General features: G+C 40.1%; 26 protein-coding genes and 3 pseudogenes. 15 read left to right on the plus strand and 14 right to left on the minus strand.

Annotated features, from left to right (window positions below; translation table 11 throughout):
• Positions 1–61 precede the first annotated feature (61 nt).
• From HGD77_RS14185 to HGD77_RS14195, 3 genes are read left to right on the plus strand one after another with little or no spacing between them, the layout of a single operon-like run.
• Entirely contained in the window at positions 62–1,510 is a 1,449-nt protein-coding gene (locus HGD77_RS14185; protein WP_168730899.1) for a leucyl aminopeptidase, read from the plus strand.
• Positions 1,503–1,910: a DNA polymerase III subunit chi gene (locus HGD77_RS14190; protein WP_168730900.1), complete on the plus strand. Its 408-nt coding sequence runs from the start codon at positions 1,503–1,505 to the stop codon at positions 1,908–1,910. The genes HGD77_RS14185 and HGD77_RS14190 overlap by 8 nt, the downstream gene beginning before the upstream one ends.
• A 26-nt stretch (positions 1,911–1,936) precedes the next feature.
• A complete protein-coding gene (locus HGD77_RS14195) occupies positions 1,937–2,566 on the plus strand; it encodes a hypothetical protein (RefSeq protein ID WP_168730901.1) in 630 nt (209 codons plus the stop codon).
• Between the two features lie 61 nt (positions 2,567–2,627).
• Here HGD77_RS14195 and HGD77_RS14200 read toward each other — a convergent pair whose 3' ends face one another.
• The 7 genes from HGD77_RS14200 to glnK all read right to left on the minus strand — a co-directional run bounded on the left by HGD77_RS14200 (position 2,628) and on the right by glnK (position 8,753).
• Positions 2,628–3,173 (minus strand): VTT domain-containing protein, encoded by a 546-nt coding sequence (locus HGD77_RS14200; RefSeq protein WP_005248429.1) that lies wholly within the window; start codon positions 3,171–3,173, stop codon positions 2,628–2,630.
• A 109-nt stretch (positions 3,174–3,282) separates the two neighbouring features.
• Entirely contained in the window at positions 3,283–3,942 is a 660-nt protein-coding gene (locus HGD77_RS14205; RefSeq protein WP_004644909.1) for a riboflavin synthase, read from the minus strand.
• Between the two features lie 22 nt (positions 3,943–3,964).
• Complete coding sequence (locus HGD77_RS14210; RefSeq protein ID WP_004732518.1) at positions 3,965–5,257, minus strand: DNA adenine methylase; 1,293 nt, start codon at positions 5,255–5,257, stop codon at positions 3,965–3,967.
• Complete coding sequence (gene ribD / locus HGD77_RS14215) at positions 5,254–6,342, minus strand: bifunctional diaminohydroxyphosphoribosylaminopyrimidine deaminase/5-amino-6-(5-phosphoribosylamino)uracil reductase RibD (RefSeq protein ID WP_168730902.1); 1,089 nt, start codon at positions 6,340–6,342, stop codon at positions 5,254–5,256. The genes HGD77_RS14210 and ribD overlap by 4 nt, the downstream gene beginning before the upstream one ends.
• Before the next feature lie 2 nt (positions 6,343–6,344).
• Complete coding sequence (gene nrdR / locus HGD77_RS14220) at positions 6,345–6,809, minus strand: transcriptional regulator NrdR (protein WP_004281044.1); 465 nt, start codon at positions 6,807–6,809, stop codon at positions 6,345–6,347.
• Positions 6,810–6,948: 139 nt separating this feature from the next.
• Positions 6,949–8,355, minus strand: coding sequence for an ammonium transporter (locus tag HGD77_RS14225; RefSeq protein ID WP_168730903.1), 1,407 nt, complete (start codon positions 8,353–8,355; stop codon positions 6,949–6,951).
• 59 nt (positions 8,356–8,414) lie between these two features.
• Positions 8,415–8,753 (minus strand): P-II family nitrogen regulator, encoded by a 339-nt coding sequence (gene glnK / locus HGD77_RS14230; RefSeq protein ID WP_004281042.1) that lies wholly within the window; start codon positions 8,751–8,753, stop codon positions 8,415–8,417.
• Between the two features lie 277 nt (positions 8,754–9,030).
• Here glnK and HGD77_RS14235 point away from each other — a divergent pair, with 277 nt between their 5' ends.
• The 3 genes and pseudogenes from HGD77_RS14235 to HGD77_RS14245 all read left to right on the plus strand — a co-directional run bounded on the left by HGD77_RS14235 (position 9,031) and on the right by HGD77_RS14245 (position 12,053).
• Positions 9,031–9,258 (plus strand): accessory factor UbiK family protein, encoded by a 228-nt coding sequence (locus HGD77_RS14235; RefSeq protein ID WP_168730904.1) that lies wholly within the window; start codon positions 9,031–9,033, stop codon positions 9,256–9,258.
• Positions 9,259–9,324: 66 nt separating this feature from the next.
• Positions 9,325–10,164, plus strand: a pseudogene (locus HGD77_RS14240) (YifB family Mg chelatase-like AAA ATPase); the annotation flags it as partial.
• A 101-nt stretch (positions 10,165–10,265) separates the two neighbouring features.
• Entirely contained in the window at positions 10,266–12,053 is a 1,788-nt protein-coding gene (locus HGD77_RS14245) for a hypothetical protein (protein WP_168730906.1), read from the plus strand.
• 274 nt (positions 12,054–12,327) lie between these two features.
• On the opposite strand, the gene tnpC is transcribed toward HGD77_RS14245, so the two are convergent.
• The 3 genes from tnpC to HGD77_RS14260 all read right to left on the minus strand — a co-directional run bounded on the left by tnpC (position 12,328) and on the right by HGD77_RS14260 (position 14,743).
• Positions 12,328–13,953 (minus strand): IS66 family transposase, encoded by a 1,626-nt coding sequence (tnpC, locus tag HGD77_RS14250; RefSeq protein ID WP_168730907.1) that lies wholly within the window; start codon positions 13,951–13,953, stop codon positions 12,328–12,330.
• 74 nt (positions 13,954–14,027) lie between these two features.
• Positions 14,028–14,363: an IS66 family insertion sequence element accessory protein TnpB gene (gene tnpB, locus HGD77_RS14255; RefSeq protein WP_035270816.1), complete on the minus strand. Its 336-nt coding sequence runs from the start codon at positions 14,361–14,363 to the stop codon at positions 14,028–14,030.
• Complete coding sequence (locus HGD77_RS14260; protein WP_168730908.1) at positions 14,360–14,743, minus strand: transposase; 384 nt, start codon at positions 14,741–14,743, stop codon at positions 14,360–14,362. Before HGD77_RS14260 ends, tnpB begins: the two co-directional genes overlap by 4 nt.
• A 389-nt stretch (positions 14,744–15,132) precedes the next feature.
• Between HGD77_RS14260 and HGD77_RS14265 the strand changes: the two genes are divergently transcribed.
• Together HGD77_RS14265 and HGD77_RS14270 are read left to right on the plus strand one after the other, a co-directional pair.
• A complete protein-coding gene (locus HGD77_RS14265; protein ID WP_168730909.1) occupies positions 15,133–16,314 on the plus strand; it encodes a metallohydrolase in 1,182 nt (393 codons plus the stop codon).
• Positions 16,307–16,612, plus strand: coding sequence for an E2/UBC family protein (locus HGD77_RS14270; RefSeq protein WP_216077183.1), 306 nt, complete (start codon positions 16,307–16,309; stop codon positions 16,610–16,612). Before HGD77_RS14265 ends, HGD77_RS14270 begins: the two co-directional genes overlap by 8 nt.
• On the opposite strand, the gene HGD77_RS14275 is transcribed toward HGD77_RS14270, so the two are convergent.
• Both HGD77_RS14275 and HGD77_RS14280 read right to left on the minus strand, forming a co-directional pair.
• Positions 16,609–17,175, minus strand: a complete 567-nt coding sequence (locus tag HGD77_RS14275; protein WP_108675453.1) for an IS630 family transposase — start codon at positions 17,173–17,175, stop codon at positions 16,609–16,611. The two genes, HGD77_RS14270 and HGD77_RS14275, sit on opposite strands and share 4 nt — an antisense overlap.
• A complete protein-coding gene (locus HGD77_RS14280; RefSeq protein ID WP_004647755.1) occupies positions 17,165–17,620 on the minus strand; it encodes a helix-turn-helix domain-containing protein in 456 nt (151 codons plus the stop codon). Before HGD77_RS14280 ends, HGD77_RS14275 begins: the two co-directional genes overlap by 11 nt.
• 366 nt (positions 17,621–17,986) lie before the next feature.
• Between HGD77_RS14280 and HGD77_RS14285 the strand changes: the two genes are divergently transcribed.
• Together HGD77_RS14285 and HGD77_RS14290 are read left to right on the plus strand one after the other, a co-directional pair.
• Positions 17,987–19,153, plus strand: a complete 1,167-nt coding sequence (locus HGD77_RS14285; RefSeq protein ID WP_228761440.1) for a ThiF family adenylyltransferase — start codon at positions 17,987–17,989, stop codon at positions 19,151–19,153.
• The gene (locus HGD77_RS14290; RefSeq protein ID WP_168730910.1) at positions 19,150–19,632 is read left to right on the plus strand and encodes a Mov34/MPN/PAD-1 family protein; all 483 of its coding nucleotides are present in this window, start codon (positions 19,150–19,152) and stop codon (positions 19,630–19,632) included. Before HGD77_RS14285 ends, HGD77_RS14290 begins: the two co-directional genes overlap by 4 nt.
• 295 nt (positions 19,633–19,927) lie before the next feature.
• On the opposite strand, the gene HGD77_RS17055 is transcribed toward HGD77_RS14290, so the two are convergent.
• Both HGD77_RS17055 and HGD77_RS17060 read right to left on the minus strand, forming a co-directional pair.
• Positions 19,928–20,227 carry an ATP-binding protein gene (locus HGD77_RS17055; protein WP_228761441.1) on the minus strand — a complete coding sequence of 100 codons (300 nt, stop codon included), beginning with the start codon at positions 20,225–20,227 and terminating at the stop codon, positions 19,928–19,930.
• Positions 20,184–20,408, minus strand: a pseudogene (locus tag HGD77_RS17060) (hypothetical protein); the annotation flags it as partial. The gene HGD77_RS17055 and the pseudogene HGD77_RS17060, both read right to left, overlap by 44 nt.
• Before the next feature lie 509 nt (positions 20,409–20,917).
• Here HGD77_RS17060 and HGD77_RS14300 point away from each other — a divergent pair.
• The 5 genes and pseudogenes from HGD77_RS14300 (at position 20,918) to HGD77_RS14320 (ending at position 26,084) form a co-directional block, all read left to right on the plus strand.
• A complete protein-coding gene (locus tag HGD77_RS14300; RefSeq protein ID WP_168730911.1) occupies positions 20,918–21,238 on the plus strand; it encodes a hypothetical protein in 321 nt (106 codons plus the stop codon).
• A 74-nt stretch (positions 21,239–21,312) separates the two neighbouring features.
• The gene (locus HGD77_RS14305; protein WP_168730912.1) at positions 21,313–21,513 is read left to right on the plus strand and encodes an ABC-2 transporter permease; all 201 of its coding nucleotides are present in this window, start codon (positions 21,313–21,315) and stop codon (positions 21,511–21,513) included.
• A gap of 25 nt (positions 21,514–21,538) precedes the next feature.
• Positions 21,539–22,684: a JmjC domain-containing protein gene (locus HGD77_RS14310; protein WP_168730913.1), complete on the plus strand. Its 1,146-nt coding sequence runs from the start codon at positions 21,539–21,541 to the stop codon at positions 22,682–22,684.
• A gap of 8 nt (positions 22,685–22,692) precedes the next feature.
• Positions 22,693–23,958 carry an HlyD family secretion protein gene (locus tag HGD77_RS14315; protein WP_168730914.1) on the plus strand — a complete coding sequence of 422 codons (1,266 nt, stop codon included), beginning with the start codon at positions 22,693–22,695 and terminating at the stop codon, positions 23,956–23,958.
• Positions 23,959–23,961: 3 nt separating this feature from the next.
• Positions 23,962–26,084 (plus strand): annotated as a pseudogene (locus HGD77_RS14320) (peptidase domain-containing ABC transporter).
• The last annotated feature ends 351 nt before the right edge of the window (positions 26,085–26,435 follow it).

Consider the following 26,435-nt stretch of genomic DNA (forward strand, 5'->3'; position numbering starts at 1 on the left):
TTCAGATAAATGTTTCAATGACTGAATGATTTACCCATCTAGACAGGCGTGAAAACAGAATATGAAACTTACAATTAATACGTCATTCCCAGAGAATGGATCAAGTCAATCTTTGTTGATTTTAGTTGACTCGGAACAACTTCAGAATACAACCGCAACCTATCAAATCAATAATTTAGACACATTAATTGAAGCCTCTCAATTCAAGGCAACTTTGGCTGAAAGCCTGAGCCTGATTGGTCAGGTAAACCAGTCCAGCCATGCCGCGCTGATTGGTTTAGGCAAGGTCGCTGAACTACAACCGGCAAAACTTGCAAAAATCGCGCAAACTATTATTCAAGTCACTCAAAAAAAATTCAAACAGATTTCTGTAGATCTGACACAACTTCCACAAGAATTCCATTATCTGTTTGCGCTCTTCCTGACTCAGGCCAGCTATGGTTATGATGAATATAAATCCAAGAAGAATGAATTTGTGCTCGAGCAGATCGACCTGATTGCTACTCATAGCGTCTTAACTACCGAACAGTTGCAACTGGTACAAGCAGTGCAAAGCGGACAAAATCTGGCACGTGACCTGGGCAACCGTCCGGGCAATATCTGTTTCCCTGAATATCTTGCAGAACAGGCGGTGGCTTTGGCGGCTGAATATCCAGACCTGCTTAAAGTCACTGTGCTGGATGAACAGCAGATGGCGGATTTAGGTATGGGCGCCTTCCTTGCGGTAAGTAAAGGTTCAGAGCGTCCAGGTCGGATTATCAGCATGGAATATCAGTCAGAGCGTAGCGAAGCGCCGGTAGTCTTGGTGGGTAAAGGTATTACTTTTGATACTGGCGGTATTTCACTTAAACCAGGCGCTGGCATGGACGAAATGAAATATGACATGTGCGGCGCAGCCTCTGTACTCGGTACGATGCGTGCATTATGTGAATCCCGCTTACCTCTGCATGTGGTGGGGACCATCGCTGCAGCAGAAAACATGCCTTCAGGCAAAGCCACCCGTCCTGGCGATATCGTAACGACCATGAGCGGTCAGACGGTTGAAATCCTGAATACCGATGCCGAAGGTCGTCTGGTGCTGTGTGACACCTTGACTTATGTAAAACGTTTTAACCCTGCTTTGGTGATTGATATCGCAACCTTAACTGGTGCCTGTGTGGTCGCTTTAGGTTCAGTGCTGACGGGTCTGTTCACGCCAGATGATAAACTGGCAGCAGAACTGGAAGCTGCCGGTCAGCACTCCTTTGACCGGGTATGGCGTATGCCGGTACTGGATGACTATCAGGAACAGCTGGATTCACCATTTGCCGACATTGGCAATATCGGTGGGCCAAAAGCCGGTTCTGTGACCGCTGCCTGCTTCTTACAACGTTTTACCCGTGAATATCGCTGGGCACATCTCGATGTTGCAGGTACGGCGTGGAATTCAGGCACAAATAAAGGGGCGACCGGCCGTCCAGTCCCATTATTGATGCAGTTCCTGGCGAATCGCGTTCAAAGCAATGGCTAAAGTCAGCTTTTATTTATTTGAAAAAAGCCCTGAACGACAAGTGGACAGCACTTGTCGTTTATGTCGTAAGATTCTGCGTCAGCCGGCGCGGATCTGGTTACTGTGTGCCGATGCCGAATTGCAACAACAGCTGGATGAACGTCTGTGGAGCTTTGACCCCAGCAGCTTTATTCCACATGGTATTGACCAGCCTCAGGCGATGGTCTGTATTTCGGCCACACTACCGGAACAGTCCGACTGGATTATTTTCAATTTTAATCCGGAAGCACTTGAACCTTACGCAAAATTTAGTCACATTATTGAGATCATTGAAAATCATGAAACGGCTAAACAGCTGGGTCGTGAAAAATTCAAGCAATATCGTCGATTAGGTATTGAACCGGACATCCATAAGCTTTAACCGATATCATCCACAAGGAGAGGCACGTGGCATTAAATGTAGGTCCCGATTTTAAACAGCGCTGGTTAAATGTGCCGGAAGCTGTGCGTCAGACCTTTATCGATGACCTCTCTCGGATCTGCGATATTTTAAAGCCAGAAACGTCTTTGGAAGAATGGCAGAGTCGTGACCAGCACTTGCAGCAGGAATCTGAACGCAAGATTGAAGCAGCCTATGCGCAGCGCAAGGCCGAATTGATTGAAGAAGCCCGTATTCGCAAACAGCTCGCGCTCGAAAAAGCTTTGGCCGAAAAGCGTGCCGAGGAACAGGCCTATCAAGAACAGCTACGTCTTGAAGAACAGCGAAAATTGAGCGAACAGATCCAAATGCTTGCTGAAATAAATACGCATCTAGAAGCTGAAGTGCAGCACTATGTCGCACGTTATGCAAAAAATCCTGAGACGACTTTTGATTTTGCCAGAGGTCGCATCCAGATTGAGGACCAGAGCATTTTATCCGAATTAGAAAGTGTGCGTTTACGTCTGGAACTTGAGGCAGAAACCGTGATTGAACAGACCGTCAATGCACTGCGTGAAAAAATGCGTGCGGCGGCCAAAGAAGAAATCGAGTATATGCTGAAAAATTCAGAATTTTCTGATCAGCCAAGCAATATTTAAATGATTCTTTCAGATTTAAAAAGCCCGAAAATTCGGGCTTTTTTTTCTTCTATGTCGCGTCTTAGAAAAAATCTGCCAGCATAAAGGCAGCATTTCCGAGCAAGTAGCCAATGCTTAATAACGTGCCAATCCAGAGGATGCCACCCGCAATATTATAAAAGCTGAATGTGGCAAAGCTCATATGCGCTGAACCGGCGGCAAAAGGGCCAAATGAGCGGACAAAAGGAATAAAACGTGCGATTAAAATAGTTTTACCGCCATGTTTCATAAAATAGTGATTGGTTTTCACCATATATTCCGGCTTGAAATAGCGTGAATGCTGGTTGAAATATTTTAAACCAAGAACTTTTCCGGTGTAATAATTCACGCTATAGCCCAGCACCGAGGCAGTGAATAACAACAGCCCCATCGAATGCAGGGTCACCAGATCGCTGCTGGCGCACAAAGCTCCCACAGCCAGCAATAGACTGTCGCCGGGCAGGAAAAAGAAAAACACCGAACCGGTTTCTGCAAAAATCACCAGAAACAGGATTGCATAAATCCATACCCCATATTGATCGAGCAATAGCGGCAATGACTGTTCCAAGTTAAGTAAAAAATCGAGCATTCTACCCGTCCACCAAGGCAATATTTGCAAGTTGAACTGCTGATTATCCCGAAAAATAAAAAAACAGTCTAATTTTTCAATCAGACTGTTCAGTAAATCAACATTTCTCTTATTTTAAGAAACCATTTTCAGCCAGGAAATCCATACTGATTTTTGATTGTTCAGTGGTTTGGGCGGCTTTATCACCGAGCAATAAACGCTCGATATAACGTGCCAATACATCCACTTCCAGATTGACCTTGCTACCGACTTTCCAGGTACCGATATTGGTACGTTCAGCAGTATGTGGAATCAGGTTCAGACTAATCACGCTACCACGCAAATGATTAATCGTTAGACTGATGCCGTCGACTGTGACCGAGCCTTTTTCTGCGAGATATTTGGCAATTTCAGCAGGTGCAGTCACTTCATAATAAATTGAACGTGCATCTTCACGTACCAGGGTGATCTCGCCGACTGCATCGACATGACCTGACACAATATGACCGCCAAAACGCGTAGTTGGCAACATGGCTTTTTCAACATTGACAGGTTGACCGGCTTTCCAGGTGCCGAGTGTGGTCCGGTTCAGGCTTTCACGGGAAACATCAGCCGCATACCAGTTCTCGCCCCAGTCGATCACGGTCAGGCAGATGCCGTTGGTCGCAATAGAATCACCCAGATGTACATCGGACATGTCCAGATCAGTCTGGATGCGCAAACGTACATCACCGCCAACGCTTTGCAGACTTTCGACTTTACCGAGGCTTTCGATAATACCTGTAAACATTTTTATTTCCTTTTCAATTCTTTTACCAGAGTGCCAACTGGGTGCTGACACCGGTCGTATCGACACCGCCCAACTCTGCATAATGATGCAGCTGGCTGAGTAATTGACGGATCGGTGGGCCTGACTTGGCGTGGGTATCGGTAATCACAATAAATTCCAGCACGCGTGCACGTTCGGACTGGCGCTGTTTGCTAACACGATAACGCGGCACATCCTGGGTCAGCAAGGTCACCCGGCCACGTTTCAGATTGGCCTGTAACAAATCAGTCGCGCTGATATTCCCGTCGGTTGAATAACTGGTCAGGATGAAACGCGCATTAATAGTCGCCAACAAACTCTCATAGGCTTCTTTGGCATATTTAGAGGAGTTGTACTGGCTCGGACGCTCTTTGCGCCATGCCCGGTCAATCCCACTCTTAAAGCCCTTAGTATCCGGAGTCGGTAAATCGGCCTGATCCCATAAGGTCAGCGCATTCAGCACATGATAATTACTACTATAAGCATGCTGATTATACGGCGGATCCAGATAAGCTACGTCTACTTCAAAACCGTTCATCTGGTTGGCCAGATGCTGGGCATCGACACACCACATTTCTGCGGCCATCCCCTTTTTCTGATCCGACTCGCAAAAACGGCTTGGCGTTAGCCACAGTAAAGATTCAATACGTTCCAGCGCAGTTTGGGTTTTCCCGCCCCAACCATGGTGGAAGCTTTTGAAAACACCAGAAGTATTGCTGACAAAACTGGCGGAATACAGCAAGGGTGCCAGCAAGGCAGACATTTCCACATCATCAATTGCACCTTGGGCCTGCCAGGCGGCAATCTGCTGACGGATAGCATCAATACGCATGCCGTTACGACGTTTAAAGAACAACCGGTCACGGGCTGGATCATAAATTTCATCATTACGCGGACAGAGGTTATGCGTCACCCAGCCTTTGACTTCCGGCAAACGGTTCAGATAATCAATCGCTTTCTGATAGCCACCGAGTTCTTTAAATGCCGGTGCTTCAGTACAGGCCAGTACCGCATGATTCAACGCATGGCTATACGGTTCCCAGTCATTGGCAATGACGCGATAACCATTCTGACGGGCCAAACGTGAAACCACACCTGAACCGGCAAAAAAATCAGCAAAGATCGGAGCACGGCCATCGCTACGTTTCAGGGTTCCTGTACTCTCCAGAGCTTCCAGAATTAAATGCAGTAAACGGCGTTTGTTGCCCAGATAAGGAACCAGCTGATGGAAAAGATATTCATCGGTGGTACGTGCCGCATGGCGACGTTTATGATAAACCGTAGACTCTGAACTCATAGTGTCTCTTGAAAAGGAATTAGCCTGAAGCGCACGTCATCACCCAAGCGAGTTACATCGCGCAGCTTAAATCGGAGTTGTTCGGCCATATGGCTAAATTCTGCATTAAACATGGTACGCGCAGACTGACCCAATAGGGTGGGTGCAACGTAACTGATCAGTTCATCAACCAATTTTTGTTGTAAAAATGCCGTAGATAAGGTCGCCCCTGCTTCCACCAAGACATCATAAATCTGATGCTGTTGAACCAGTTGCTTTAATAATTCTGATAAAGGTTGTAACGGCAAGTGTAGCACACTCAGGTCTGCAAGCTCCTGACGAAATGGCCCCATCACCATCACGGTGTCGGCTTGCGCTAAAATTTTTGCGTTGAGTGGTAAACGCCCCTGACGGTCCAGAATAATCCGTTTCGGTTGCACCACGGTCTTGATCTCTTCAATCCCATCTAATTGACGCACATTCAGCTGACAGTCATCCGCAAGAACCGTATCAATCCCGGTAATTACCGCGCCTGAAATTGCACGCCAGTGCTGTACATCCTGACGTGCTGCTACACCGGTAATCCATTTTGATTCACCCGATGCCATCGCGGTACGGCCATCCAGGCTTGAAGCAATTTTTAAACGCACATAAGGCTGACCAGTCGCCATCGCTTTCAGGAAACCTTGATTCAGCTCATGCGCTTCATCTTCACAGATACCAACCTCGACTTCGATTCCAGCCTCTTTCAGAATCTGTACGCCCTTTCCGGCCACCAGCGGATTGGGATCCGGACAGGCAACAATAACTTTTGCCACGCCTGCTTCCACCAGACCTTCGGCACAAGGCGGTGTCCGGCCATAATGCGCACAAGGTTCTAAAGTCACATAAGCGGTTGCACCACGTGCCTGTTCACCGGCCTGACGCAGCGCAAAGACTTCAGCATGCGGCTGGCCTGCTTTAGGATGGAAACCTTCTCCGACAATCACACCATCTTTGACAATGACACAGCCGACATTCGGATTCGGTTTGGTGGAATATTGCCCCTGACGTGCCAGTTCAATGGCCCGCTGCATCCAGATTTGATCTTGATTCAGTTCAGCCATGCTTATTCTTGTAATTCTCGTTGTTGCATCTGTTCAATCTGATGACGAAAAGCTTCGACATCCTGGAAATCCTGATAGACCGAAGCGAAACGCACATAAGCAACATGATCAAGTGCGAATAAAGACTGCATGACAATTTCACCAATAGTACGAGATTTCACGTCACGCTCACCTAAACGGCGAATCTGTAGCTGAATATCGCTCAGCACCGTTTCAATCTGCTCCTGGGTCACCGGGCGTTTTTGCAAGGCATGCATCAGGGAACGACGTAATTTGGCTTCATCGAAAGGTTCATTCTTGCCATCCGACTTGATGACGCGCGGCATCACCACTTCATAGCTTTCAAAGGTAGTGAAGCGTTCATTACAACTGACACATTCACGGCGACGACGAATCTGACAGCCTTCAGCTGCCAGGCGTGAATCAATCACTTTACTGTCTGCAGTATTGCAAAATGGGCAATGCATAGCGGTTTAATTGAACAAATCCAGATGGATTCCGAGTGTAGCAAAAATTACAAACTTTGTAGAGTTTTACGCAACATATAGAAAAAAACAGCCCATTCGGGCTGTTTTACACTATATATTGATTATAGTGTATTTATTATTATTCGACACGTTCGCCATGTTGACTTAAATCCAGACCCATACGCTCATCATCAGATGCCACACGGATTCCAATGATCAAGTCGATGACTTTCAGGATAATGAAGGTCATGATCGCAGAGTAAGCAATTGTCGCCAGTACACCTTCCACTTGCACCCAAAGCTGATGCATGACATTGACAGGGGCATTATCACCCATGATGAATTCGCTGGCAAAGAACGCGGTTAAAATCGCGCCGACAATACCACCTACACCATGCAAGCCAAAGGCATCTAAAGAGTCATCGGCTTTCAATGCGCGTTTCAGTGCGGTAATCCCCCAGAAACACACCACACCACCGATCAGACCCATTGCCAATGCACCCCCTACAGTCACAAAACCTGCAGCTGGAGTAATGACCACCAGACCAGCAACTGCACCCGATACACCGCCCAGTACAGAAGCTTTACCACGTGCCAGTTTTTCAGTGATTAACCATGAGATGGCTGCTGCTGCCGCTGCGACTTGAGTCACGATCAAAGCATAGCCTGCAGAACCGTTTGCACCTAATGCAGAACCACCGTTGAAACCGAACCAGCCTACCCAGAGTAAAGATGCACCAACTACAGTAAGCGTCAGGTTATGCGGTGCCATGGATTCACGACCCAAGCCCATACGTTTGCCTAGCATATATGCCGCTACCAGACCGGCAACACCCGAGTTGATATGTACAACCGTACCACCGGCAAAATCAAGCGCGCCGTCGTTACCTAACCAGCCACCACCCCATACCCAGTGGGTAATTGGTGCATAGACAATCACCACCCAAAGTGCGATGAAAGCAACGAAAGCACCAAATTTCATACGTTCTGCAATCGAACCACTGATGATGGCAACCGTAATAATGGCAAAGGTCATTTGGAAAATCACAAACAGGATTTCAGGAATCGTACCTGAAAGCGCCTCTGTGGTGATACCAGCCAGCATGAACTTATCCAGGCCACCTACAAAGGCATTGCCTTCACCGAAAGCTAGGGTATAACCAATAATCACCCAAGCAATACTGACCACCGCCGCAGCAATAAAGCTATGTGCCATCGTCGCCAGAACGTTTTTCTTACGGACCATACCGCCATAAAATAGCGCCAAGCCAGGAATGGTCATGAGTAAAACTAGAGCGGTAGAGGTTAAAACCCAAGCGGTATCGCCGGTATCTAGAGTTGGTTCTTCTTCTGCAGGTGCTGCAGCTTCAACTGGCGCTGCTTCAGCAATTGCTGCTGTAGTGTCTGTTGTTGTATTTGTTGTATCGCCTGCTTCTTCAACAAGCACAATTTCTTCTGTCGGTGTTGTTGCAGCTTCTTCAGCCCATGCAACAGAACCACCAAAAAGAGCGCCGGCCATGCCGAACGCGAGTAGCATTTTTTTCATTCGTATCCCCCAACCAAGTTTTTGTGAGTTATTAGGTACTCAGCAAACTTCGTGCCAAGTTAGACAGCGTCTGCACCTGTTTCACCTGTACGAATACGGATGACTTGTTCTAAGTTAGTCACGAAAATTTTTCCGTCACCGATTTTTCCAGTGCTCGCCACACGAGTAATAGATTCAATCACCGCGTCTACCATTTCATCGCTAATCGCGATTTCAATTTTGACTTTCGGCAAGAAATCTACAACGTATTCAGCACCACGATAGAGTTCAGTATGGCCTTTTTGACGACCAAAGCCTTTCACTTCAGTTACAGTGATGCCTTGAACACCAATTTCAGACAATGCTTCGCGAACATCATCTAATTTAAAAGGTTTTACAATTGCAGTTACGAGCTTCATGTTTGTTTTCCTTCGGCTTATTTCACCAGTAAGGTTTTACGTTCAAATTTCATGCCAAGATTCCTAAGGTCGGGGGAAGTTAGAAAGCCCGGCATGTGGTTTATTTATACCTTATTTTATACGGATAAAGGCTTCGAATCTTCAAAAAATAGACATTTTTTATGTGGATTTTTACAATATCTTTAATCGAATAAGTCTATATTTTGTCTGAAATACTATAGTCTGCATTTTAGCAATGCTAAACTGTGCGCTCCTTTCTACGGCGATGGATCAGACGATGATTGAAACTTTATTACAAGCAATTTTGCAGCAAGTCGAACAACCTAAGAAAGATGTGGAACATAATATCCGTGCCCTGTTAAATGAAGCAGTGGCAAAAATGGATTTGGTGTCTAAAGAGGAAATAGAACGTCAGCGTACTGCCCTAAATAATGCCAATCATCGCTTGAATGATTTGCTGAAACAGGTAGAAGCATTAGAAGAGAAAATTTCGAACAAAAAATAAGCACAACTACAGTGCACAAAAGACACCAGAACTATAAAAATAACGCACCAAATTGGAACAATAATAATGTCTTTTGCCAAAATTTATACGCGAGGCTTGCTGGGCCTACATGCGCCTTTAATTGAAGTCGAAGTTCATGTGAGTTCGGGCATGCCTTCGCTCACTATAGTAGGGCTTCCCGAAGCGGCGGTACGCGAAAGTAAAGATCGGGTACGCTCTGCCATTTTGAATAGCGGCTTTCAATTTCCGACCAAACGTCTGACCATTAATCTGGCACCAGCAGATCTGCCAAAAGATGGCTCACGTCTGGATTTACCGATTGCATTAGGCATTTTAGTGGCTTCAGGCCAGCTGCCTGAAGATTGCACCGAGCATCTTGAATTTATTGGAGAATTGGCTCTCGATGGTCAATTACGTCCTGTCAGCGGCACCTTGAGTATTGCCATTGCCTGTCAAAGTGACCAGCATCAACTGATTTTGCCTGGCCCAAATGCACAGGAAGCCTGTCAGCTCCCAGACTTTAAAGTCTTTGCAGCCCATCATTTAAAAGAAGTGTGTGAACATCTTTCCCAGGCGCAGCGTTTGCCTCAAGTAGAAGCCCGCCCACTCGCTAAAGACCATTTTTATAAGTTTGATCTGGCGGATGTAAAAGGACAATTGCGACCACGGCGTGCTTTAGAAATTGCCGCGGCAGGTGGTCATTCCCTGCTGTTTCGAGGCCCACCTGGAACAGGCAAGACCTTGCTGGCTTCTCGATTGGCCAGTATTTTGCCGCCCTTAAAGACGCAGGAAAATCTGGAAGTAGCCAGTATTTATTCGGTGGCGAATGCCAATCACCCTTTTGGGCAACGCCCGTTTCGAGCACCACACCATACTGCTTCTGCGGTAGCATTGGTTGGTGGCGGCTGTCAGTTCCACAAATAAATCAGAGTTTACACAAATAAACTAGAGCAAGAGTGAAAAGTATATTATCTATATGCTTTATTTTTTCCTTTTTTTAAAAATATATGCTTGTTAATAATGACAAAATAACGACTATTGATTGCTTCCCAAACGATAATATTAGTCGAGTGGTTTATCGATATGGTGGACTTGTTCGAAACGAAGATAACGACTCAACCAATCCTTTTGTTGAAGTGTTATTAATTGAGATTAGAAAAAGTGATCAATGGTTATTTTTAGATAAGTGCTCAACATTCCTTGTTCCAGTACTTGATCTTGATGCTGTTCAACATGGTAGCATTTGGGATGGAAATGTTCTGACCAATCAAACTTATAGATTTTCAGGAAAGCTTGTCACAAAACGATTTTCTTTCGACTTCACCAATAATAAGCCTAAGAATATAAAACTTACAGACAGAATCCCCAATAGTTCAGAATACTATATTCCATTAAAACACTATTTTCTCCCCAATAAAGTTGATTATGTTCTAAAAGGCTATCCATTCACTAAATACACCAATGATTCATATCGGAAAGTGAATCACTGCTTAATACATTCTAATGATGGAACTCAAGTCATCACTTCATCAATTCAGGTTTTGCATAGCTTATTCGTCAATCGGAAGGATATTAGGGGACTCTTACTAGGAACTTCAAGCCAATCCATTATTAATCGCTTTTTAGAATCTTATACAACAGAAATTGAGAATGATAATGTTGAATATAAAATAAAAATCAGAAAGCCATATGAAGATATTGGCGAGACTGCAATTATTTTTCTTGCCAATCTAGCCTTAAATCCACATGTTCAGACGATAGTCGATAAAATTCAAAAAAGTATGGAGATTACTGAGTTTAATCATCTTCAACATGGCTCAGGCACACGATATCCAATTGTATTTCCGCCACACCCTACAAAGCTTTTTCTTGAAGCTGAAGGAATTTGGCTAGATGATAATAAGACACGTTTTTTTATCACTAGAGTAAAAAAGTTTGATCCTATTAACGATCACATGATTGATGTCAACAAAGACCTGACCCATACTGTTTCAAAGCCTGATGATAAAAATTCTCGTCCTCGTGAAAAAAGTCAAAATAAAAATGAGCATGTCAATACACAAAAACCACCATCAAGAACAAGCGGTGAATACCGTAAGCGTTCTGATGTGGAAACTGGAAGTACACAAGATATTTTGAAGTATTCTTTTAATGAACCAATCAATGATCCAATTGAAGTTGGCACACCCAATCACCCATATTCTGATAAATCAAAAGATGTCGAAACATCATCTGATGAACCATATGGAAGTCAAAATACTAATATTAAAAAATCTGAAACAACAAATACACCGCCTAAAAGAGATGAACGTTTTGACATTCAATATATTATCCAATCTCTTCAAGAAATTGCTTCAGAAATGGATTCCCCTCTAGAACACCTTTCTGCAATTAATGAACATGGTGAAATGATAACGAGTATTAACTTGCTTCAAATCAAAAAACTTGTACCTGAACCCAAACATCCCTCATGGATTGATTATGAAAAAGGCAGAAGATTATTGTTCTTACAACTTGATTTAAAAGATCAGAATATCTTCACCTATCTTATTGATATTCATAAAAATAAGAATCATGAAGCATTTTGTGCTTTTCTTATTTTTACTCAACACAAGTTAACAAGTGAACAAATCAAAAAAATCTGCATTGAGCTAGAAAGTGCAAAAGGAATAAAAAAATGGGTACTCTACTGTGATAGTTTCATTCATAAAATGATTGCGATAAAACATTTATACGCAACACCCGATGAATGGAAAAATCGCTTTAAAAACTTATTCATAAGTCTACAGAAGTAAATTATCTGAACTTAATGAGAAATACCAAGCACAAAAAGCTCAAATAGTCGAGGTTTCGTATCGTAACTTACTGCCTCATAGAGAATTACAAGGCTTTAAACAGAGCAACAACTTACTAGATTTTATGAAAAATTAAATTTTTTCTGGTCATTCAAGTTATATAAATTGAAGTATTGATTATGCTAAAAGATAAATGATGTTCTTTCTTGGATGCATCTGTAACACAAGATATGTGTTTTCATTGTAAGCGTCCGCTGAATCCCATACCTATTTTTTAATTCGATTTAGGTTTCCAGCAGTGCGGCAGCAATTCTTCAATTTGGGTCACTTTGTGTGTCGGTAACCTTTTCAGCACATCACTTAAATAGGCATACGGATCCAACCCATTCAGCTTTGCTGACTGGATTAAAGTCATGATATTTGCCGCTCGCTGTCCACTGCGCAGCGAACCTGCAAACAGCCAGTTCTTGCGCCCCAACGCCCAGGGACGCATCTGATTCTCGACCCAATTGTTGCATATCGGTAGATTGCCATCATCCAGATAGCGGCTTAAAGCTGGCCAACGCTTCAGAGTGTAATTGATGGCCTTGGCGGTGGGAGAACTCGATGGCACTGTCAGATGATGTTGGTTGAGCCATTCATATAGTTGTTGCATCACTGGTTGACTATGCTGTTGTCGGTATTCGCGGCGGTCTTCCGCTGTACCATCGGTCTTTTTCCTGAGTTCTGCTTCTATCGCATACAGTTTCTGAATCAGCACTAATGCCTGTTCAGCGACCTGACTTTTCCCAGTTACATGCAGTTCATGGAATTTACGACGTGCATGGGCCATGCAGCCCACCTCAATGACCTGGCCTGATTTAAAGCGTGCTTTATAACCACTGTAATCATCACAGACTAGATAACCCTGCCAGCCTTTCAAGAACTCTGCAGCATGCTGGCCTGAACGACTATCCTGAAAGTCATAGATCACCGCCTGAACTGGATTGTACTGTGTGGTGGCATAGGCCCAGACATAACCTTTCTTCGGTTTTTTATTATTCTCACCCATCCGCATGATGGTGACCGGTGTTTCATCTGCATGCAGCACCCGCTGTTGCAGCACCACCTCTTTTAAGGCATTGGCCAGAGGTTCCAGTTCTACACCGCAGCGACCTATCCAGTCAGATAAAGTTGATCTAGAAAGTTCGATTCCCGCCCGCTGATAGATCAGACGTTGACGGTACAGCGGCAAATGATCGGCATACTTCGATACCAGCACATGGCTGAGCAATTCAGGTGAAGCAATGCCTTTATCAATCACATAGGCGGGCATCGCTTGCTGAGTCAGAGTGTCACACTGATCACAGACCCATTTACCACGCACATGCTGTTCCTTATAGAACTGTGCCGGTCTGAAATGCAGTTTTTCACTGATATCTTCGCCGATACGACGGAGTTGGCAGCCACAAGCACATTGGGTTGATGCAGGTTCATGCTCAATACGGATGGTGTGTAGATGATCTGGCAGTGGTCGACGTTTAGGTTTATTGGTTTTGGCTTTCTGTGTCGCTGCATTGGTTTTATCTGCATTTAGCCGTTCCAGTTCCAGATCAACCGCGGCAATATCTTCTTCAACCGCTTCATCCCACAGGTGGATTTGTTTTGCAGTGAGATGTTCGTTTTTACTGCCGAATTTGTGCTGTTTAAATAGTGCGAGTTCATGCTCGTATTTTTGATTGAGAATAGAAAGATGTTGAACTTTAGAATCTAATTGCTGATTGGTGACTTCAAGATGTTGAACTCTGGCATCTAATTGCTGGTTTGATTGTGCTAGAGACTGATGCTGCATCGCCAACTGTCTGGTGAATTCCAGCAGTTGTTCATGGGTCAGTTGGCTTAAGTCAGGCAGCGTATTCATGACCGCAGTATGCCTGAGGTCATGAAGAGAATGAAATAGAACGTTTGGAGAATAGCAGAATGGAACAGCCTGGTTTAAAGCATCGTCACCACCTGCTGTCGTCCAATGCGCTGCCAGGGCAAACCTTGGATCAGTGCCTGTAACTGTTCCGGGCTGAGGGCCACGGTTTCACCTTGGTGAACTTGAGCCCAGTGAAATTTGCCCTGTTCCAGCCGCCGGGCACACAGCCAGATGCCCAGTCCATCATGTACCAACACTTTCATGCGATGGCCACGTTTATTACAGAACAGGTAAGCACAATGCGGTTTGATGTAGCCAAAGGCTCTCACCACCTGAGCCATGACAGTATCCATTCCTGCTCGCATATCCATGGGCTGGGTAGAGAGCCAAATTTCATTGATACGGATCATGTTGCCAGTGTCTTGAGTAATTCTGCCAAGGCAGGTATTTCTGATGTCTGCCATTTTAGCTGAATATCATTATTCGTATGAGGCACGGTGATACACAACGTGATCCTCTCATCAATAGGTTGGCTGATTGCAGCAGTGTAAGGCAAAGCAATAAATGCTGGATTCACATGAGTAGGATCCTGCACGGCACCATCATGATGGCTGAAGATCCTGATCCAACGACTGACAAGGTTGGCATTAATACTATGTTGCAGTGCGACCGAAGCGATCGAGGTATCAGGATTTTTGCAGGCATTGACAATACTGAGTTTGAATTCTTTGCTGTATTTTCGGCGTTTTTTAGCAACAGGAGGTGTTGCTGAATATATATCCATGTTCATGGATTAAGTCCCCACTTGTTTTTAGGTGGGAACTAAATTAAGGCTTATAGGATCGCTTGGTAAGGCTGTGTTAGCCGGATGCTTACTTTTCATTTTTAATAAAATCATAATATCTAGCGTGGATGCGCAACATCGTAAGATAATTTTCATCGATGTTAATCATTCACAATATAAGATAGTCTAGTATGGTCATTTGAACGTACAAAAATCATCCCTCTGCTACATTACTGCGTAATTGAGTAGTAGAGTCTATTTAGTTTAAATTTAAGTCAATTTATCTAATAAAATAATTGAAAAATATAAATAAGCCTCCATAATTTTTCTCAAGCAAGAATAAATTACATAACTTGTGAAGCATACTAATTTTTACTTATTAAAAGATGGAATTTATGACAGCTAAAATAGATTTTTTTCCTGTTGATAATGGGGACATGGCTTTACTAACTCTTGATAGTGGGCGAAATATTCTTATAGATGTAAATATCCGTAAGTCTGCCGATGATGAAAAGCAAGAGGAAGTCATTGATGTTGCATCTTTATTGAAAGATAAACTTCAGCGTGATTCTGAAGGCCGTCTCTATGTTGATGCTTTTTTACTTACACATCCAGATCAAGACCATTGTCGCGGATTAGAAGAGCATTTCCATTTAGGAAAACCTGAAGACTGGAAAAATGATAATAGTGAAAAAATTATTATCCGTGAAATGTGGTCCTCTCCTGTTATATTTCGCCGAAAAAAAGACGTAAGCGAAAATGGATTATGTGATGATGCAAATGCATGGTGGAAAGAAGCACGTCGCAGAGTTAATTTGTTCAAAGCAACCACTGATAAGTCTTCTATAAAAGATGGTGATCGCATCCAAGTTTTAGGTGAAGATAGAAATGGTAAAACTGATGAGCTTACTGAAATTCTGGTCAAAACTGATGACGAAATTACAAAAATTTGTGGGGCTGTAGATGGCACATTTAGAGCATGGTTAATTGCACCTCTAGTAGTTGATGAAGAGGAAGCAAAGTGTCTGACTGGAAAAAATAATTCAAGTACTATTATTCGCTTTAGTATCAAATCTGAATCTAATGAAAAAGCTGGTCTGTTGTTAGTTGGTGGAGATGCTGAAGTTGAAAACTGGGAACGTGTTTGGCAACGTAATTCTTTGAAAAGAGAGCGATTACAGTACAATATTATGCTCTCACCTCATCATTGCTCATGGCATTCTCTATCTTATGATAGCTGGAGTAAGAAAAAGCGTGAAGCTGTGGTAGATCCTGATGCACGTTTAGCTTTAGCACAAGCGACCAAGAACGCTTTTATTATTGCTAGTAGTAAAGAAATTTTAGATGATGATAATGATCCACCATGTATTCGAGCTAAAGAAGAGTACGAAAGTATCTTAAAAGATGTTGATGGTACGTTCTTATGTACAGCCAAAGAATGCACAGATGATGTGCTTACATTAGAAATTACGTCTGAAGGTCCTCAGTTAAGCCCTAAAAAGAAAAAGAGAAGCTTGTTAGGAGAGGATAAAACGCTAAGACAAACTGAAAAAGTTGGTGGAAGAAGATATGCCTGATCTTCTATTCAGCTCAGGAAGTAAATTTGATACGTCTAAAACTGTATTATGGCAATGGTTAAATAATAATGCTGATGTCGTTAAGACATTGGCATTAAAAAATCTGACAGCGTATACCAATAAAAATTTTATATGTGGTTGGCATATTGAATTAAATTATAATAATGAAAATTTTAAATTTCATATATTAGTAGATTCACATTTTCCATATTCACCTATTAGAATTGCCTACAAAACTGGTGATAAATTCTTACAATGGCCTCATTTTGAACCTCATGGGCTATTAAGTTGTCATTAAAAAGTAAACATGTATTCTTTTCCGAATTGGTTTGATACTTTCTCCACCCATTGCTCTATTTTGTCAGCTGTCATGACTTGAAAATCTCGCCAATAATATTTCATCTGCTTCCATACCATCTCGATTCGATTTAACTCAGGGCTATAAGCTGGAATAAAATACAGATTCGTCGAAAAGTTAGTTTTAAGTAGCTCTCTGTAATCAGCCATCTTTTTACTTCTATGAATCGAGGCATTATCAACAATAAGAACCAATGGAAGGTTATACGTCTGTTTTACTTGTTGAGCTATTCCAGTTAAATAGGCATAAAACCAAGTGCTTGTCACTGACTCTTGTAAACAACTAGTCACCAGTTTCCCCGTTGAAAGCAAACACCCCATGACATTAACTCGTTTTAATCTTATTGCATCAACCGCATGAACATCACCTATCTTTGTCCACGCATAGCGGTTATCAGGTGTAGATGAAAATCCTGTTTCATCAACATAACCTAATATAATTTCACCACGTGCCGCTTGCTCTCGTAATTCTTCAATCTGCTGTGTTGCTTGTTCAAATGCAATCGGATCTCTTTTTTTTCAAGCTATGACGGGTACGCTTGAAGACCATACCTGAATCACGTAAAAACTTACGAATGGTTTCAACAGACACGGACACTTCGTATTCTTCATGTAGTTTGACTCGGATTTGTTCTGCATTGAGTGGACTTGTATTGACCCAATCTAGGATTTTCGCCTGATAGTCTGAGATCAATGTATTGGGTCGACCTGAGCGATGACCTTCTTTAATCGATTCAAACTCATACAATTCCCAACGTCGGCGTTGTAGCCTTATGGTTTCTGGGATACGTTCTTGTAGAGTGGCAACTTCCGCAACACTTTTACCTTCGGAAAGCCAGAGAATAGTTTGGGCACGTTGCCTTTCACGCCAATGTTTTGCATGCTTGACCAGAAAAATGAGTCGTTCTCGCTGTTCTAAACTAAGTGGTACAGAAACAATTCTAGGCATGTGTGAACATCTGTTAACTAAAAAAACCTTTTCGCATCATTAGTTATTTTTGTCAACTTATGTTTACCTATTGTAGATACTGAAGATATTGAAGCTCAAGTTAATGAACTACTATTACATGCAATTGAATTAATTGAGAGTTGTCAAAAAGATAATAAATATAGGGAAGATGAATTTCAAAATGAATTTATATCCTATTGGAGTCAATCCAATAAATCTATTCCAGTTAGATCATTATTAGATACAAATAATATTGCATCACGCTTAATTTATATTTGGAATAATGAAAAAATAAAATTAGTTGGTGAAAATATTGAACAATTAGAAACATGGTTAAAAAATCTTGATTGTACTTTTAACCCTTCTATGATTACAACAGGAGTATTTGGTTTATTAAGTATTCCACCTATTCCACCTTTTCCTAATAATCCTAGAAGCTTAATAAAAACTTTGAATAAAAATTCAAACGGTATTACATCACTTCTTGCAAAAATACCTTTCCACCAAAGCACATTAATTGTATTAGGAGCAAAAACTGAAAACTCTGGTATTGGTCTAGTCGCAGTCGAACTAAATGCGCAAAGCATCAATGGTTTTAGAAGAAATAAAGTTTATAGAGATAAAATCAATTTATTCTTGAGAAAAAGAAGAGGGTGCATTACTAGAAAAGATATTCAACGGTTAGATTCTCAATGGGTGCATGGTAGAGATCAAAATACTGGTCTAAAATATCTAAAAGAATCTAAAGTATTAATTTTAGGATGTGGCTCATTAGGTTCTCAGGTTGCTATGCGATTAGCTCAATCAGGGGTAGGAGAACTAACTCTTATAGATCATGACCTTTTAGTGCCAGCTAATGTTGGAAGACATGCTCTAGGTATCGATTCAATAAATAGTTATAAGGCTTATAAATTAAAATTAGAAATACAGAGAAAGTATCCTCATATTCTAAAGGTAAAACATTATCCAAGGACATGGCAGCAAGTATTTAATGAGAATCCTGAAGTATTCAGTGACAATAACTTAATTATATCTTGTATGGGTGAATGGGCTGCGGAAGGACAATTATCTGATTGGCAAGATAGTTTACCCAAAGCTCAACCAATCATTTACGGTTGGTTAGATGAAAATGGTACTGCTTCACATGCTGTAGCTATTGTTGATAAAAGTATTTCCTTAAAATGTATTATCAATGATAACGGCACTCTCAGAGCACCTGAAACTGAATGGTCAAGCAACAGATCAATCCAAACAGAACCGGCATGTGGCACAACTTTTCAACCTTATGGTCCTGTAGATGTCTGTCATGCTGAAGCATTAGTTACTCAATTAGTAATAGAATTCTTAACCCATAAAATTTACAAGTCAACTCACAAAGTTTACGCGGGACCTACTTCAAAAATTGAAGAGGCTAATGGAAAGTGGAGTACAGAACACCTAAAGTATAGGCCTAATGGATTTAAGGGAGCTTTTGAATATGAAAAATCTGAACTTTTAAAATGCGGCATCTGTAGTCAATGTGGCAAAAAATGAAATATTCCAAACTTATTTATAAATTACCTAATGACTTAGGGTTTCTTGAATTTTCATCAGAAGCCTTAGAACACTTTGAAAATAATAAACAACGTTCTTGTTTTTCTAAGGAAGCAGGAGGACAGCTATTCGCCTCTTATGAGGGTAAGAATACTGCAAACGTAACGCAAGTCACAGGTCCGCGGCATAAAGATTGGAGAAGCAGATTTGGTTACGAACCAGATTTAGTGTCAGAAAAAATTGAAATAGCAGAGAAATATAAAATAGGTCTTCACTTTGTAGGCGATTGGCATACTCATCCACAAGATATACCCTATCCTTCTGCCGCCGATGAATACTCTATGAAAAAATTAGTAACTGAAAGTATTCATGATCTTGAAGGATTTATTATGGTAATTGTAGGAAGAAAACCATTTCCTAATGGGCTACACGTTTCTTTTCATACAGCAACCCATGCTTATAAGTTAGAAGTTATTTAAAGCTTATATATGGTATTTAATAATGTTTTAGCATATTTATTTGCAAAATACTGAATAAAACGACCACCCATTCTTGTTCCTACCATACCAGTCATTCCTGCTCGTGCTATACCACTTGAGTTAAAATAAAAGGGAGAATGGTATAGACCAGTACTCCCTTAACTTAACAAATGTTACCCTTACTGAGCATAGATTTTTTCTCGATAAGATCGATCAGAAATTTCTAACTCGTATGAACGATGTAAAATGCGATCCATATTGCATCTGCAATTGTTGGATCTTGGAATTGCTCAAACTACAATCTTTTGGGTACTTGACTGGTGATGAGCAAGCTGTCATTTTGTGATTGCTTATCAATGATTTCCAAAAAGGATGGAGCTAAAGACTGATTAAAGCCATCTAATCTAAAATCCTCAATAATAAGTAATTTCGCAGAACATACCTTTTTCTTAAAATCTTTGATTTCACCTAATGTTATTGCGCTGCTGATCTCATCGAATAGGCTTATTGCATTAAAATACATGGCATTGTAGCTAAAATGATAAGTTTCTTCACCCAAGGCACAGGCTAACCATGACTTTCCTACGCCTGCCACCCCCAGAGATAATTAGTCCTCTGCAATCACTAATCCACTCACAATTTGCATAACGAGAAATATCAGCCTTTTTTATCTTCTGTTCAGGGGCATAGTGAATATGCTCTAATCGTGCAGTGGGATAACGAAATTTTACAATCGAAAAAAGTCTTTTGATCCGTCTATTTGTCCGATCATTTAATTCTGCGTCAAGGCAAAAATCTAAAAGCCCCCCAAAACTTTTACTTTGAGTAAGACCTCTGCTGTACGTAAAAAACCTTTGAGTTTAAGCTGCTCCAATAAGAGATCTCAGACTTGGTTAAAGGTTCAATTTGATTGCAGGAATTTATAATTTAGAGCTGAGTAAAAAGTGATTTATGAAATAAGTTTATTTAACAAAGAATTCTAAAACCAACTATTTGATTATTATTTAACCAAAAAACATATCTAAATCCATAATCTTTTAATAAAATTGAATTTTTATTTGATAATGATTCACAGTTATAGTATTTTCCTGAAAAATTCAACAGTTAAAATCTTTAAGGTAATTTGATCTTTTAATAAAAAATTTTTAAAGATTCAAGCTAAAACAATATAAGATTTTGCTTAAAAAGGAGATTAAATAACCCTACTATAATCTGTGATTAAATTTAGCCTTTTAGACTGGCAATTATATGAATTATTAATTAATTGAAAAATTGAGAATATATTATGAGAGAACTTTCAATACATGAAATGGAATTGGTTGCTGGAGCAGATGCTCCTCAAGGGCCTACTGACGTAATTTCAGATATGGCGAATGGAGCCACAGCTGGAGCAGCAATTGGTGCAGGTATTGGTTTAATTACTGGTGGGCCAGCTGGTGCAGCTTCTGGAGCAATTGCTGGAGGTGCTGTAGGAGCTGTAGCTGGAGGGGCTGCCTCTCTCTACGAACTGTATACACAGCCTGAGCCAAAAGGAGAAGTTTCTGTAGAGCTTACAGGAAATTCACAGGATGGAAATGATTATTGTGCTGATGGTGGGAATTATTAATTGATTTTAAGCAAGATTTTAAAATCTTGCTTTCTATTTATTAAAAATTAATTTTACAATTATTGGGAAATAAAATGTCTGAAAAATTTAAATATATCTTTATCATTGGTGGACTTGTGTATGGCAGCTTATTAGCTGTATCACTGTGGTTTATCCGTTATATGAATAATGAGAATGTCACAAAAGATACCTTACTATTTATTATTTTAGCATCTTTGTTAGGAGGGTGCATATGGGGTGGAATAATGTATACCCTAAAACGTAGAAAGTCTTAACTCAAATTAAATGTAATGAATCCACATGAATATCAACTTTAACATCGCTAAAAAAGATTTTTTTTCTAACTATTTATATAAAAAACCTTATTTATTTAAGAACGCAATAGGTTTGAATCTTTCTTGGAAAGATGTTAACGAACTTTATAGTCGGGGGGATATTTCACACCGTGACTTCAAATTAATGAATGGATATGAAGTACCCAAAAAAGAATACGTAGAATCTTATGATTTTTTGGGTGTAACAGAGTACCGTTGTATTACTTCTGTACTTTATGAATATCTTAGAAATGGTGCAACATTGGTTCGTAATCGAATTAAAAATGAACCATTTGTTGATCAAATTAGTAAGCAAATTGCAAATTTTGCAGAGGCTCGTACTTTGGTTGGTAGTTATGCTGCATTTAGTTCTAAATCATCTTATAAAAGCCATTGGGATACACGTGATGTATATGCAGTGCAGTTGTTAGGTCGAAAACGCTGGATATTAAGAAAGCCTAACTTTGAATTTCCTTTATATATGCAACAAACAAAGGATTTTCCAGATATAAAAGAGCCAGAAGAAATCTACATGGATGTGATTTTAGAAGCTGGTGATATTCTTTATATTCCACGTGGTTGGTGGCATGATCCATTACCGTTAGATGAAGAAACCTTTCATTTGGCAGTTGCAACATTTGCCCCAACAGGATTTGAATATATGCAGTGGTTACAAAATGCAATACCAAATATATTGGATGGCCGTAAAAATTTTTCTGGTTTTGAAAATGATGCAGAGATGATCGACAGTCTTGGCCATCAAGTTGTTGAAATTATGAAAGATAAAAAGTTTTACGAAAGTTTTATGATGCACCACCTATCAGAGCAATCAGTACCCTCTATGTTGTCATTAGATGTATTAGGTAATGGCAAAGTGAGTCAATTGGATGGCAATCAAAAATTACATTTGAACGCAAACTTATTGTATTACTTTGATGAAGGCTTTGTGATCATTAATGGCAATAAAATTAATGTCGATAGTATTAGTTTAAGTTTAATTCAATACTTATTTGAGAATCCCTATTCAAGTGTAAAAGATATCTTAGATCATTTTAAAGAGTATTCACTAGAAAAAATAAACAAACTACTTTTTCAATTATCGGTAGAAAATGTAATTGAGCTGGTAATGTAATATTATAAATGAGCTCTAATTTATTTCGTAAAGAAGCACTTGATGCTAAACAAGCTAAATGGACGGGGAATATCATTTTATCCCGTCCATTTAGTTTTACCTTTCTAACAATCTGTGCCTTATGTATTGCTTTAGTGATTATTGCTTTTGCAATATGGGGCAGCTATACCAAACGTAGTACGGTACAGGGCCAATTAATTCCGCAGTCAGGGCTGATACAGGTTTATACAACACAGTCAGGTACGATTCTTAAAAAGAATATATACGAAGGACAAATGGTTAAAAAAGGCGATATTCTTTTTACAATTTCAACGGAAAGTTATGGTGAACAAGGCAGTATTTCTGATGCTTTAGCGAAACAAACGCAATTAAAAGAGCAATCCATACGAAATGAAATCACTCGAATCCACTTTATTCACCAAGATGAGAAACGAACAATCAATAACCAGATTAGTTTGCTTAAAGGGACTTTGATTAAGGTTGAAAATTTAATTGCTAATCAGCGGGAACGTGTCAATCTAGCTAAAAAAAATCAACAACGGTATGGCAATATACTTCATGAAAATGCAATTTCTCATGAAGAATTTGAAGCAAGAAAAATAGATTATCTGGATCAATTGGCTCAATATGAGTCATTACAACGTGAAAAAGTATCATTAGAAAAACAGCTAACAGAACAGCAAATTAGCCTATCAGGATTAGAAAATAGACAAAATAACCAAATTGAGCAATTACAAAGATTGTTATCGAGTAATACACAAGAATTAATCGAAATGCAATCTAGACAACATATTGCTATACAGGCGAACTCATCAGGCGTTATAGGTACCATTAATGCCGAAGTCGGCCAGTTTGTTGACTTGTCTAAGCCATTATTGACGGTTCTTCCCGAAAATACACCATTGATTGCACAGCTTTATGTGCCGAGTCGAGCAATTGGGTTTGTCAAGCAGGGGGATCAGGTTTTACTACGTTATCAAGCATATCCCTATCAAAAATTTGGTCATGCAAAAGCACAGGTTTTATCTGTAGCGAGAACAGCATTAGCAAGTCAGGATTTACAAACAATTGGAATTATTTCACCACAAGAACAGCTTAATAATGAACCTGTGTATTTGGTAAGAGCAAAACTCGATAAACAGATGGTGAAAGCTTATGGGAAGGATATGCCTTTACAGGTGGGAATGACCCTTGAAGGAGATATCATGCATGAAAAGCGTAAATTGTATGAATGGGTTTTAGAACCATTATTTAGTATTACAGGAAAACTATAGTCCATGCATTATCTTGATCGTTTATCTTTAGGTCTTGGTCGAAAAGTTCCTGTAGCATTACAAACAGAATCATCAGAATGTGGACTAGCTTGCCTCGCAATGATTGCAGGCTATTATGGTTATGAGTCAGATCTTTTAACTTTGAGACAGAGGTACCCGATATCCCAAAAAGGGGCAACACTTACAACTTTAGTTAAAATAGCCAATAAACTGCACCTGACCACCCGACCTCTAAAGCTTGAGCTTGAGGAGTTAAATCAATTAAGACTACCGTGTATTCTGCATTGGGATTTAAACCACTTTGTAGTTCTTAAGAGTGTATCAGCAACAAAAGTAACTATTGTTGATCCAGCTTTTGGGGAAAAAGTATTCACCTACGATCAGGCTTCATCACATTTTACAGGCATCGCTTTAGAATTATGGCCTGATTCTAATTTTGAAGAAAAAAAGATAAAACAAGTATTCGTATTTTTAAGTTATTTGGTGAAATTAGGGGTTTATGGAAATCTTTAGGGCAAATTCTTATTCTAGCTTTAGTCCTCGAAGTATTTTCTCTAGTTAGTCCATTTTTTATGCAATGGGTGATTGACCATGCGATTGTTTCCGCTGATCTAAACTTGCTAACTACTTTGGCAATTAGTTTTGGCCTATTAATCATATTGAGTAGTTTAATTAGCTTGTTGCAAGCATGGGTAGTCATGCATATGGCAACTACATTGAATATACAGTGGAAAGCTAACATTTTTCACCATCTGGTTAACTTACCAACCAACTTTTTTCAGAAACGGCATCTAGGGGATATTATTTCTAGATTTGGCTCCATTGATGCGATTCAAAGAACATTAACAACATCATTTATTACAGCTATTCTTGATGGCCTAATGACAATATTTACATTAGTTTTAATGTTTATATATAGCTTCAAACTGGCATGGATTGCTGTGATTACGATCTTCTTATATGCGGTCATGCGGTGGATCTGGTATTACCCATTAAGGAGAGCGACCGAAGATCAAATCGTCCATGCTGCAAAACAAAACACTCATTTCATGGAAACAATGCGTGGTATAAAAACCATTAAACAATTTGAAAAACAGGACTATCGACAAGCAACATGGCTCAGCTTATTTGTAAACCAAATTAATGCAGGTTTAACTACTCAAAAACTCAATCTAATGTTTGGTTTTATAAATAAGTTATTGTTTGGATTGCAAAATATTATAATTATATGGTTAGGTGCAACTTTTGTAATTGAAGGGGAATTTACGGTTGGTATATTAATGGCTTTCATCGCCTATAAAAATCAGTTTGGTGGTCGAGTCAGCTCTTTAATTGATAAATATGTAGAAGTAAAGATGCTCAGTCTACATGGGGAGCGTCTAGCAGACATCGTCTTGACTGATCAAGATAAAGATAGCTATTCATTTGTTCCAGAAGCATCAGAATTACAGAAAACAGAAATCGATGTGAAATCTCTCAGATTTAGATATTCAGATGATGAACCATGGATCCTTCATGGCATTAATTTTAATATTCCAGAAGGACAATCTGTAGCAATTGTAGGTCCTACGGGTTGTGGTAAAACCACACTTATGAATTTACTATTAGGTAATTTAGTTCCTGAGCATGGTGAAATCAAAATTGGTGGGCAAAGTATAAAGAATATTGGTTCCAATAAACTCAGAAATTTTATCACCTATGTTGCCCAAGATGATGTGTTGTTTGCGGGTTCCATCTTAGAAAATATTAGTTTTTTTGATGATGGCGTTCAGCAAGATTGGGTAGAACAATGTGCAAAAATGGCATCTGTACACGATGAAATTATGGCGATGCCAATGGGTTATCAAACATTAGTAGGAGATATGGGCAATATTTTATCTGGAGGACAGAAACAAAGAATATTATTGGCAAGAGCAATGTATAGAAAGCCCAAGATTCTATTTCTAGATGAGGCAACTAGTCATTTAGATATTATAAAAGAAAAAGAGATCAACGATATGATTAAGTTACTCAATATCACTCGAATCATTATTGCTCATCGTCCAGAGACGATCTCTTCTGTAGATCGTATTATTGCTTTAAACAATGGACGTGTTGTGAGTGATCAAATGTCCAAATTTTTGTAATTGATATCCGAATCAGTGTAGAAAATACTTAATAGTCAATATTTGTGTTTAGTTTTAAACAAGTTCCATCCTTTATCCATTTTAATTAAAGTGGTGTAGCACGAACAGGAATAGGTGATATGTTTATACAGGAATATACATATTTATGAGCAGCTTTGGTTAAATTATCTTCTGTTACAACTGACACCCATAATATTAACATTATAATTGTTAACCCTAAAGTCCAGTATATTGCCATTTTTTGACTTTTAGAAAAATTTATTATTTCAACCTGATTAAAAGTATTAGCTGGGTAAAAAAGACAAAATATTAGGACGATCGGCAATACTTTAAGAGTAGCTTTTGACTACT

The sequence above is a fragment of the Acinetobacter sp. NEB149 genome, assembly GCF_012516415.1.
Classification (GTDB): domain Bacteria; phylum Pseudomonadota; class Gammaproteobacteria; order Pseudomonadales; family Moraxellaceae; genus Acinetobacter; species Acinetobacter lwoffii_V.